The 10,287-nt window shown below is 64.6% G+C and carries 13 protein-coding genes and 1 pseudogene; 6 read left to right on the top strand and 8 right to left on the bottom strand.

Features of this window, described 5'->3' with window-relative positions:
• Positions 1–829: LysR substrate-binding domain-containing protein (locus ACRCSW_RS06360; RefSeq protein WP_438703543.1), on the bottom strand; the 829-nt coding region annotated here is incomplete at its 3' end.
• Between the two features lie 114 nt (positions 830–943).
• Between ACRCSW_RS06360 and ACRCSW_RS06355 the strand changes: the two genes are divergently transcribed.
• The 3 genes from ACRCSW_RS06355 (at position 944) to ACRCSW_RS06345 (ending at position 3,692) form a co-directional block, all read left to right on the top strand.
• Complete coding sequence (locus ACRCSW_RS06355) at positions 944–1,522, top strand: carboxymuconolactone decarboxylase family protein (RefSeq protein WP_438703541.1); 579 nt, start codon at positions 944–946, stop codon at positions 1,520–1,522.
• Between the two features lie 52 nt (positions 1,523–1,574).
• A complete protein-coding gene (locus ACRCSW_RS06350; protein WP_438703539.1) occupies positions 1,575–2,402 on the top strand; it encodes an NAD(P)-dependent oxidoreductase in 828 nt (275 codons plus the stop codon).
• 186 nt (positions 2,403–2,588) lie between these two features.
• Positions 2,589–3,692 (top strand): DMP19 family protein, encoded by a 1,104-nt coding sequence (locus ACRCSW_RS06345; RefSeq protein ID WP_438703538.1) that lies wholly within the window; start codon positions 2,589–2,591, stop codon positions 3,690–3,692.
• A 7-nt stretch (positions 3,693–3,699) separates the two neighbouring features.
• Here the strand turns inward: ACRCSW_RS06345 and ACRCSW_RS06340 are convergent, their stop codons facing one another.
• Positions 3,700–3,918: a YdcH family protein gene (locus ACRCSW_RS06340; protein WP_438703537.1), complete on the bottom strand. Its 219-nt coding sequence runs from the start codon at positions 3,916–3,918 to the stop codon at positions 3,700–3,702.
• Positions 3,919–4,115: 197 nt separating this feature from the next.
• Between ACRCSW_RS06340 and ACRCSW_RS06335 the strand changes: the two genes are divergently transcribed.
• Both ACRCSW_RS06335 and ACRCSW_RS06330 read left to right on the top strand, forming a co-directional pair.
• Entirely contained in the window at positions 4,116–4,574 is a 459-nt protein-coding gene (locus tag ACRCSW_RS06335) for an Hsp20 family protein (RefSeq protein ID WP_438703536.1), read from the top strand.
• On the top strand, positions 4,571–4,798 hold the full coding sequence (locus ACRCSW_RS06330; protein WP_438703535.1) for a DUF1150 family protein: 228 nt from the start codon (positions 4,571–4,573) through the stop codon (positions 4,796–4,798). The genes ACRCSW_RS06335 and ACRCSW_RS06330 overlap by 4 nt, the downstream gene beginning before the upstream one ends.
• Before the next feature lies 1 nt (position 4,799).
• Here ACRCSW_RS06330 and ACRCSW_RS06325 read toward each other — a convergent pair whose 3' ends face one another.
• Positions 4,800–6,071 carry a DUF4874 domain-containing protein gene (locus tag ACRCSW_RS06325; protein WP_438703534.1) on the bottom strand — a complete coding sequence of 424 codons (1,272 nt, stop codon included), beginning with the start codon at positions 6,069–6,071 and terminating at the stop codon, positions 4,800–4,802.
• A gap of 165 nt (positions 6,072–6,236) precedes the next feature.
• Here ACRCSW_RS06325 and ACRCSW_RS06320 point away from each other — a divergent pair, with 165 nt between their 5' ends.
• Positions 6,237–6,710, top strand: coding sequence for a cytochrome b (locus ACRCSW_RS06320; RefSeq protein WP_438703533.1), 474 nt, complete (start codon positions 6,237–6,239; stop codon positions 6,708–6,710).
• 9 nt (positions 6,711–6,719) lie between these two features.
• Here the strand turns inward: ACRCSW_RS06320 and ACRCSW_RS06315 are convergent, their stop codons facing one another.
• The 5 genes and pseudogenes from ACRCSW_RS06315 to ACRCSW_RS06295 form a co-directional block, all read right to left on the bottom strand.
• Positions 6,720–7,175: a hypothetical protein gene (locus tag ACRCSW_RS06315; protein ID WP_438703531.1), complete on the bottom strand. Its 456-nt coding sequence runs from the start codon at positions 7,173–7,175 to the stop codon at positions 6,720–6,722.
• Complete coding sequence (locus ACRCSW_RS06310; RefSeq protein WP_438703529.1) at positions 7,172–8,878, bottom strand: bifunctional sulfate adenylyltransferase/adenylylsulfate kinase; 1,707 nt, start codon at positions 8,876–8,878, stop codon at positions 7,172–7,174. The genes ACRCSW_RS06315 and ACRCSW_RS06310 overlap by 4 nt, the downstream gene beginning before the upstream one ends.
• A gap of 225 nt (positions 8,879–9,103) precedes the next feature.
• Positions 9,104–9,478, bottom strand: coding sequence for a hypothetical protein (locus tag ACRCSW_RS06305; RefSeq protein WP_438703527.1), 375 nt, complete (start codon positions 9,476–9,478; stop codon positions 9,104–9,106).
• Between the two features lie 80 nt (positions 9,479–9,558).
• Positions 9,559–10,038 carry an RNA pyrophosphohydrolase gene (locus ACRCSW_RS06300; protein WP_438703525.1) on the bottom strand — a complete coding sequence of 160 codons (480 nt, stop codon included), beginning with the start codon at positions 10,036–10,038 and terminating at the stop codon, positions 9,559–9,561.
• A gap of 37 nt (positions 10,039–10,075) precedes the next feature.
• Positions 10,076–10,287: pseudogene (locus ACRCSW_RS06295) on the bottom strand (S41 family peptidase); the annotation flags it as partial.

The raw sequence follows: 10,287 nt of genomic DNA, 5'->3' as shown, positions 1-10,287 counted from the left end.
GGCTGGGATAGACCAGCCAGGCGCCGGTGTCGAAGGTCGTGGCGGTGACCTCCCATGGTGTCAGGAGGCGGGTCAGGCGGGCGGCGCGGATCATCGGGTCGGTCAGGTAGTTCGGCAGGAGGGCGACGCCGAGGTCGGCTAGGGCCGCGTCAAGGATCGCTCCGGCGGGGGAGAGGGTGAGGTCACCCGTGACAGGGACTTCGCGGGTGCCGGTCGTGTCGCGGAAGAGCCAGCGGGTGCGGAAGGGGCGGATGGTGAAGAGGAGGAGCTTGTGGCGGGCAAGATCCTCGGGGGTGTTCAGGGGCGGAGCGGAAGCGAGGTAGCCGGGGGAGGCGACGACGCGGTAGCGGGTGGTCATCAGGCGCGAGGCGATGACGTCGCCTTCGATCGCGGGGGCAAGGCGGACGGCAAGGTCGATGCGGTCGGCGATCAGGTCCAGGTTCTGGTCGGTGAAGAGGCAGTCGAGGCGGATGTCGGGGTAGGCCTGCCGGAAGGCGGGGAGAAGCGGCAGGATCATCGCCTGGCCGAAGGTGACCGAGGCGGTGAGGCGGAGCGTGCCGGTGGGTCTGGCGCGGGTTTCGCGGGCCTCCTGGCCGATGCGGGCCAGTTCCTCGATCAGCGGCAGGGCGCGGGCGAGGTAGAGGTCTCCGGCTTCGGTCAGCGAAAGGCTGCGGGTCGTGCGTTGGAAGAGGCGGACGCCGAGGCTGTCCTCGAGTGCGGCGAGCTTGCGGGAGATGGTGGAAGGGTCGGTCCCGCGGGCCTTGGCGACGGCGGCAAAGCTTCCAAGGCGGGCGGTTTCGGCGAAGAGGGTGAGGTCGGCCAGGTTCATTCGTGCAGTATGTGCATGAATATCGTGGCAAGCCAGTCGTTTTTCGACCTCAGATGAAGGAATACAACGGGGTCATCAGAGGCCGCTGGGGCCTTCATGCCAAGGAGAGAGACGATGACCCGGTTTGATCTGCATACGGTGGAGACGGCGCCCGAGGGGGCGAAGGCGCAGCTGGCGGCGGTGACGAAGGCCTGGGGGTTCACCCCGAAGCTGCACGCTATCCTGGCGGAGAGCCCGGCGGCGCTGATCGGCTATGACACTCTGTTCGGGCTGGTGGCGCAGTCCACCCTGACCCCCGTCGAGAGCCAGGTGGCCTATCAGGTGGTGAACGTGTTCCACGGCTGCGAGTACTGCACGATGGGGCATACCTACCTGAGCCGCGCCGCCGGGATGGACGAGGCGACAGTTGCAGCGTTGCGGGCTGGGGAGCTGCCATCCGACCCTCGGCTTGCCGCCTTGGCTCGGTTCACCCGTGAGGTTGTCGAAGCGCGGGGCCATGCGGGCGATGCGGCGGTCGACGCTTTCCTTGCGGCAGGTTTCACCCGCGCGAATGTGCTGGAGGTGGTGACGGTGATCGCGACGAAGACGATCTCGAACTACACGAACCACCTGACCCACACGCCGAAGGAAGGGTTCATGTCTGACCCGTCGCTCGCCTGGACGGCTGATGCGACGCGGATCGCGGCGGAATGAAACGGTGGGCCGGGGTGCCAGGCCCCGGCCCCTTCATTTTGGGAGAACGGCGATGAAGATCGGATTTCTTGGGCTGGGTGCGATGGGATCACGCATGGCGGCGCGGCTGGTGGCGGCGGGGCATGAGGTGACGGTGTGGAACCGGACGCCTCGCCCGCTGGTTGGGGCGATGGTGGCCGATACTCCAGATGCGGCGGCCTTCGGGGCAGAGGTGGTGATCTCGAGCCTGCGGGACGATGCGGCTTCGGCTGCGGTCTGGGGTGCCGCGCTGCCGACGATGGCTGCGGGGGCGGTGGGGATCGAGACCTCGACCATCAGCCCGGATGCCGCGCGGGCGTTGCATGGGGCAGCGGCGGCGCGGGGGGTGGCGTTTCTGGATGCCCCCGTGGCCGGATCGCGGCCGCAGGCCGAGGCGGGACAGCTGATCTTCATGGCGGGTGGCGAGCCGGAGGTGCTGGCGCGGGTCGAGCCTCTGCTGCTGGCGATGGGAGGGGCGGTGCATCATGCTGGCGGCCCCGGCGCGGGTGCGGCGGTGAAGCTGATGGTGAACAGCCTTTTCGCAGCACAAGTGGCGGCGATGGCCGAATTGATCGGGCTTGCGCAGACGAAGGGGATCGATCCGGCCCGTGCGGTCGAAATCCTTGGGGCGACACCGGTCGCCAGCCCTGCCGTCAAGGGCGCGGCGGCGGCGATGCTGGCGGGCAACTTCGCACCCGCGTTTCCGATTGATTTAGTGGCCAAGGATCTTGACATCGCGCTGGGTACAGGGGCGACCCTGCCGGTGACGCGGTTGGTGGCGGATGTCTTTCAGGCGGCGATTGCCGAAGGCCTGGCCAAGGACAACATCACCGGGATTGTGCAGCGGTACTTCAAGCGATGATGTCGGGGATCAGCTGGTCCTCGATCTTCACGATCTGATCCTCGGGCGGTCGCTTCTGCTTCTTCAGCCGCCGCAGCGCCCGCTGGTCGGGCGTGCGGTTGGCCGGGGCAAGCAGGTCTGGGGTTCGTACTTGTTGGGACGGATAAAGCGCGGAATATGGAGGTAGGTTTTCAGGAGAGGTTTGGCATGTTGGCTCGGCTTGTGGCGGTGACGGCGGCGGGTGTCATGGCGGCTTTGCCTGCTGCAGCCGACCCGTGCAAGGCGGGTGCCAAGTTTACCTATCCGGTGACTGAGATAATTCAAACCGAGGCGGCACTCCTCTCCGTGGCCTACTATTTGGCTATTGCCAGCAGCGACACGGACGTGATGGCGGCTCTCGAAAATCCAACGGCGCTGGCGAAGGCCTATCGCGACACTGTATTGGCAGAGACGGCAGATCTTGATCCGGTGGAACGGGATGTGCGGTTGCTTGGGTTGCTGGCTTGGCAAGCGCAAGGGGGCAATGCGGCTCTGACCCTGACGACACATGACTCGGCAGGGATGTTTGACGACTGGCTTGCGGTTCTGGATCGGCGCGGGTTGACCGAACACGCGCAAATCCTGCGAGCGGCGAAGGCGCTTTTCCCGATCTGGGGCGATGATCCGCAAGCGCGGTATCATCAGTGGTCCGATGACCAGGGAAATGAACTTGATCCGGTGCTTGGCGACGGTTTGCGCGACCTGTCCGCTCGCTTTGAAGCGGCAGAGCCCCCTTTGCTGGAGGCTGCAAAAAGTCTGGCCATGACGCAACCGGCGCTGAAGGCCCGCTACCAGAAGATGGTCTTGGCGGCCGACGACTATGCCCTGCTCACCTATCTGTCGCAGAACATCGGTGGCTGTGCCGGAGACTGGTGGGATGCGGCGGAAGCGGACGCCAGTTTGGCCCGCTTGCCCCAAGCACATGTCGATCTGATCGTGACGGATTTCTTTATCGCCGAGTCGTTGAATGGCAGCGCGCACCAGTTCTTCTACAACGCATCTGGCACCGTGGCCCCGCAGGTGCGCGATGCCTTGCGGCGCATGGGCCTGCCCGAACACGCGGCGGCGATCGAACGCGGGATGGCCGTCTTCCCCGCCCCCTATCCGCGCGACACGGAGGCCAGACGCGCCGTCATGAGCGGTTTCACCGAAGCGCAGGACAACCAGCTTTACGACCTTACGGGCTATGCCGATGACGGGATGATCTTTGAGGCGATGATCAAGCTTGCGAAAGCTGAAGGGCTGTGGCCGACGCCCGAAACACTGCCGTGATGGCAGGTCAGGCGATGATGTCGGGGATCAGCTCGTCCTCGATCTTCACGATCTGGTCCTTGAGCGACAGCTTCTGTTTCTTCAGCCGCCGCAGGGTCAGCTGATCCGGGCGACCGGTTTCCTCAAGGGCGTGGATGGCTTGATCAAGATCACGATGCTCACGCCGGAGCACCTCAAGCTTGATGCGCAGCATCTCATCGAAACTGAGTTCGGAAGGGGCGTTCATGGTGGGGCGACTCGATTCCTGCCTTTCGTGCAGCATATAGGAAAGCAGTGCTTAAAGGTGAAGGTTTCTGCATAAGTTCGCGCTTAAGGGTTTGGAAGCAGGCCTTGCGGGGCGGCGCTGCCGGGCCCATATTCCCGATGTGCGGTGCCCGATTGCGGGGCCGCGCGCGATAAGTCGCTTGTCACAAGGACTGACCGATGACGAAACTGAGCTTTGGTGCCCATCCCTATCTTCTGGGGTTCGAGCAGCTGGAACGGCTGGTCGAGCGTACCGCGAAATCGGGCGCTGAGGGCTATCCCCCCTTCAACATCGAGGCGGTGGCAGAGAACGCCTACCGGATAACGCTGGCTGTCGCGGGGTTCCGCGAAGAGGATATGTCGATCACGGTCGAGGACCGGCAGCTGGTCGTGCGTGGCCGTCAGGCGGACGATGTGGGCGAGAGGGTGTTCCTGCACCGGGGGATCGCGGCGCGCGCGTTTCAGCGCAGCTTCGTGCTTGCCGATGGGGTCGAGGTTGCCGGAGCCACCATGGAGCATGGGCTTCTGCACGTCGACCTGCGCAGGCATGTGCCGGAAACCGTGGTTCAGACAATCAGGATCGGTCGCAAGGATGCTGCATCTGAAAAGATGGGCCAGAAGGAAGGGATCAAGAAATGAACACTCCGTATGGCGGGTTGCCGCAAGGCGCGGACCGGATCGTCTATGTGCGCGAGATCGCGGTGGATGACCTGCCCGACGACGTGCGCGAGCAGATGGGCGAGGTGGACGTGGTCTATTCGGTCCACGGGGTCGATGGGCGGCGGCTGGCGCTGGTGGCGGACCGGAAGCTGGCGTTCCATCTGGCGCGCGAGCATGACTTCACGCCGGTAAGCGTGCACTAGGCTATTCGAGGTCGAAGCAGAAGGCGGCAAGGGCCGGGTCCCAGGCCTGGCCTTCGGTATCGGCATTGGCAAAGCGGATCGCATAGCGGGGGTCGGTTGCCAGCCGCGGGTTCGTGTCGGGGGCGGTCAGACACAGGCGATCGGCCTCGGCAGGAGCGGGTAGGGCAGCGTAGAACGTCTTCTCTTGACCTGCGCCGAGTTCAGCCAGCTTTCCGGTCAGCTCGACCGCCCCGAGCTGTTTTTCCCCGGCATAGCTGATCAGCCAGATCACACGCGGGTGGACCGGCCGCGCCCAGCCGTCATTGGCGATGACCAGACGGAAAAGGTCACCATCCACCTCGGCCTCGACCAGCCGCAGGCGGTAGCCGAGTTTGCGGGTGACCTCGGGGTAGCAGCCCTCGGCTTTCCAGGCCTCGTGGAACGCCTCATAGTAGGATCGGTTGAGGGCTGACAGATGGAACTCTGCCCCCTCGTTCAGGATCGAGGCGCAGTCGGTGCGTGTGGCGTCGGCATCGGCGTCGCAGGTTTCGCCTGAGAAGTAGGTACGGTCGGTCAGGGCGGCCATTGCGGTGCGCTGCGACTGGCGGATGCCTTCGTCTTCGTCATAGGTGCCGACATCGGTGGGCGAGGACAGGAAGCAATCGTTGTGAAAGCCCATGCGGGTGTCGCCGGTCCAGGACAGGATGTCGGGCGGGTAGCGCCATTGCAGGGGGATCGTGTCGGGCACGGCGGCGTAGAGGGCGTCACGGATGGCGGCCTTCGCCTCGGGCGTGTCGAGGCCGTTGGATGAGGTATGCCCCTCGCCCCAGGCGCCGATGAAGCCTGCCTGCATGGCGACGATGGCGTCGGCATTGGCCTGGATCACCGGGGCGAGTTGGTCGATATGGTCCAGGACCACGGGCAGGGGGGCGTCCTTGGCGTTCTCATAGTCGAAGGAGCTGCCGGGGTAGTTGTAGGCAAAGCGCAGGATGATCTTGAGGCCATGCTTCCGCGCCAGGGCGAAGCGGCTTTCCAGGTCTGCCAGGAGCTGCTCTGGCAGCGGTCCGTCGCGGTAGTCGTCCAGCCGCACGATGCCGTAGGCGACGGTGATGCCTTCGGCTGCGGTCGCGGCAATGTCGTCTTCCGTGGCCTTTGCGAAGTCGTCGGCGGCAAAGAGCCACCAGCCCCGTTCGGGGTTCGCAAAGTCGGCATCGGAGGGAGCGAAGGTGATCGTCCTCGGCTCGGCCAGGGCCGAAGTGGCGAGGAGGCAAAGGAGGGCGACCGGGCGCAGCATGGGCCCAGGAAAGCGCGGACGGGCGGGTCTGGCAACGGGGTGGGGTCCGCTCTGGCAAGGAAGCGCCGTCCTTCCGTCGGGACCGGGCCGCCGCAAGAGTTCTGGACTTCGGGCAAGGGAAGCCGCAGCCTGTGCCTGCAACCTTTGTCAGAAGGAGAGGCGACCATGGCTGAACGCAGCGGGTATTCCGGGCTTCAGATCGCTTTGCATTGGCTGATAGCGATCCTGATCATTCTGGCATGGTTTACCCATGAAGGGGCGGAAGAGGCCCGGGAGGCGATGGAAAAGGGCGCCACACCGGGGTTCGTCCCGCACGTCGCTTTTGGCTTGGCGGTCCTTGCGCTGGTCGTCGTGCGGCTGATCATCCGGCTGACGCGCGGGGCACCGGCGGCACCCGGCACGCCTGGCAGCCTGCAGGTGCTGGCCGCCGTCTGGGGGCATCGGCTGATCTATCTTCTGATGATCGGCGTGCCTCTGGGTGGGATCAGCATCTTCTTTCTGGGCATGGACAACGGCGACATCCATGGGCTGTTCGCCAATGTGCTGATGATTGTCGTACTGGGGCATTCGCTGATGGCGATCTACCACCACTTCGTCCTGAAGGACGGGCTGATCCGGCGGATGATGAAGCCGGAATAGGGCCGGTTGTCACTCCGCCGAAATCGGTGAAGCTTCCAAGCGGGCCGGTAGATACTGGCCGACGTCACCGTCCAGCGAGAGGAGCGGTTCGTCCGTCGGGCAGGTCACGTCGTCCTTCGACCCCTGCCGCAGGGTGAAATCCTCGCCATAGTCGGTGCGGCCGATGATGACGTCGCCTTCGGCGCGATAGATCATGCAGTGGCCGGGGTTCACCTGTTCGTAGAGGTAACAGACGTAACCGTTCTGCACCTGCCAGATGCCTTTCTGGCAGAGCCCGTCGATGGTCTGCCAGATCACCTGACGGTCGCTGAGGAAGATCTCGATCCCCAAGAGCGTGCCGTCGGCGAAGTAGGTGCCGAAAGCGCGGCCTTCGGTCCGGGCCTGGAATTCCTCGGGCGATAACTCTTGCGCCTGCGCCGCAGGGGCGAGGCCAAGTGCAAGGGTGATGGCGAGAAGGCGGATCATGCCTTGATCAGCCCCATCTGTTCCAGTTTCAGAAGCACCTGGTGGGCGCAGTGGTCGACATCGACGTTTTCGGTGTCCACGACCAGTTCGGCGGCCGTCGGAGCCTCGTAGGGGTCTGAAATCCCGGTGAATTCCTTGATCTTGCCTTCGCGGGCAAGCTTGTAGAGCCCCTTGCGGTCGCGGCGTTCGCATTCTTCGATGGGGGTTGCCACATGCACCTCGATGAAGGCGCCGAAGGCTTCGATCATCTCACGCACGGCGCGGCGGGTGGCGGTGTAGGGCGCGATGGGCGCACAGATCGCGATGCCGCCGTTCTTGGTGATCTCGGATGCGACATAGCCGATGCGCTTGATGTTGAGGTCGCGGTGTTCCTTGGAGAAGCCGAGTTCCGAGCTGAGGTGCTTGCGCACCACATCGCCGTCCAGAAGCGTCACGGGACGGCCGCCCATCTCCATCAGCTTGACCATCAGGGCGTTTGCGATGGTGGATTTGCCACTGCCCGAGAGGCCGGTGAAGAAGACGGTGAAGCCCTGCTTCGACCGCGCGGGGCTGGTCTTCCTCAGTTCCGACACCACCTGCGGGAAGCTGAACCATTCCGGGATATCAAGGCCTTCGCGCAGGCGGCGGCGAAGCTCGGTGCCGGAGATGTCGAGGACGGTCGAGCCTTCGGGGACCTCGTTCGCCGGGTAGTACTGGGCCTTCTCGGCGACATAGACCATGTGTTTGAAGTCGACCATCACGATGCCGATCTCGGCTGCGTGCTGGGCGAAAAGCTCCTGCGCGGCGTAGGGGTCGTAGAAGTCCTGGCCTGCGGAGTTCTTGCCCGGCCCCGCATGGTCGCGGCCCACGATCATATGGGTGCAGCCGTGGTTCTTGCGGATGATGCCGTGCCAGACCGCCTCACGGGGCCCTGCCATGCGCATGGCGAGGTTGAGGAGGGAAAGCGCGGTCGTCTGGGCAGGGTATTGGTCCAGCACCGCCTCGTAGCAGCGGACGCGGGTGAAGTGGTCGACGTCGCCCGGTTTGGTCATGCCGACGACCGGGTGGATGAGGAGGTTCGCTTCCGCCTCGCGTGCTGCACGGAAGGTAAGCTCCTGGTGGGCGCGGTGCAGGGGGTTGCGGGTCTGGAAGGCGACGATCTTGCGCCAGCCGAGCTTGCGGAACAGGGCGCGGAGTTCGTTCGGTGTGTCGCGGCGGGCCTTGAAGTCGTAGTGCACCGGCTGCTGGATGCCGGTCACGGGTCCGCCGAGGTAGACCTTTCCGGCCGTGTTGTGCAGGTAGTTGACCGCCGGATGCGCAAGGTCATCGGCGCCAAAGACCTTCGCGGCCTCATTGGCCTTGTTTGGAACCCACTTGTCGCTGATCGAGAGGATCGCAAGGATCACCCCCTCCTGATCGCGAAGGGCGATGTCCTGGCCGGGAGCGACCTTTTCGGCGAAGGCCTCGGAGATATCCAGCGTGATCGGGATCGGAAAAAGCGTGCCGTCTGCCAGCCGCATGTTCTCAACGACGCCCTCATAATCCTCCTGCCCCATGAAGCCCTTCAGTGGGTTGAAGCCACCGTTCATCAGAAGCTCCAGATCGCAGATCTGCCGCGGGGTCAGGTCCCACGACGGCAGCTGCCCGGCCTCGATCTTCAGCTTCTGGGCGGAGTCGTGGGAGACATAAAGCTCAGGGATAGGGGCATGGCTTGGAAGGGACATGGATACAACCTTTCAGCGCGGGCGAAGCCGCCATTTGGGCGGGTCCGTAGCCCGACAATGGGGCGGAGTTCAAGCGAGTGTGGGGTGGCCGCGCCAAAAAGGGCGGAAATGCCGTCTGGTTTGGCGCTGCAGGACCACGGTTCTGGATTGCGGAATGGTCTGAGGCAGGTTTTCTTCAAACCGCGCAAATCCACGGAAGTCGCGGAACGCTTTTCCTTCTGGCCCCTAAGCTGGGAGCAGGCGGGTCACGATCAGGCCGGCGAGCGGCAGGTAAATCGTCTCCGAGACGATCCCGGCAATGGCTTCGGACCAGCTGTATTCGGGGCCTATGGCCTGGCCGACTTCACCCAGGACGAACATGCCCCACCAGAGGAGGACGTAGACGGCCCATTGCGGCCCCAGGGTCTCGCGGCCGATCAGCCAGATGCCGACAAAGGCGATGGCCGTGCCGATCTTGGAGACAGCGACCCCGGCGAGGAAGGCCGAAGGGTCATCTCCCGGCGGCTGCAGCCCGGTGAAGCGCGACAGGGTGCCGTAGACGATGACGGGCACGATGAAGAGGGCCAGGAAGACCAGTGAGACGGCCAGAGCAACGCGCATGGTTCAACCCTTCGCTGACCACCATGCCAGGTTGCCCGATTCTGTGGACGGACGCATTGCGTTGCGTCAATCTGCGGAGGTCACGCCAGATAGGCGCGGAAGCTGCGGATGACCTCGTCGTAGACGGCGCGTTTGAAGGGGACGATGCTGGCCGCCATCTCGTCGGCGAGGATCCAGCGCCACGACGAAAACTCGGGGTGGTCGGTGGCGATCTTGATGTCGCTGTCCTTCCCCTTGAAGCGGAAGAGGAACCATTTCTGCTTCTGGCCCCGGTACTTGCCGCCCCAGACCTTGCCCAGAAGCTCGGGCGGGAGGTCGTAGGTCACCCAGCCGTGGGTCTTGGCGACCGGCTCTACCAGGTCGCGGGTGATGCCGGTTTCCTCCCAAAGCTCGCGGAAGGCGGCCTCTTTCGGCTTTTCGCCATCGTCGATCCCGCCCTGCGGCATCTGCCAGGCGGGCGAGGGGCTGTCGATCCTCTGGCCCGCGAACACCATGCCGCGGGCGTCGATCAGGACGACGCCGACGCACGGGCGGTATGGGAGGGTTTCGGGGTCGGTCATGGCGGTGGGCGGGCTTGTTTGGCCCCGCCCGTCTCCCTTACGGCGCTTCCGAGGCCATTGCGGTCAGGCCCTTGATGATGTCGACGGCATAGGCGAGCTGGTAGTCCTCGTCCCGAAGCTTGGCCGATTCCTCGGCGCGGTCCTGTTCTTCCTGGTAAAGCCGCTTTTCCTCGTCGGTCATCGAATCGTTGGTGATCGCGCCGCGGAGGTCGGCTTCGGACCGCTCGCGCAGGGCTGCCGATTTCTCTT

Source organism: Tabrizicola sp., from assembly GCF_051645465.1.
Taxonomy (GTDB): Bacteria; Pseudomonadota; Alphaproteobacteria; order Rhodobacterales; family Rhodobacteraceae; genus Tabrizicola.
The sequence above is the reverse complement of the archived record's forward strand: the minus strand, read 5'-3'. Positions and strand labels throughout refer to the sequence as shown.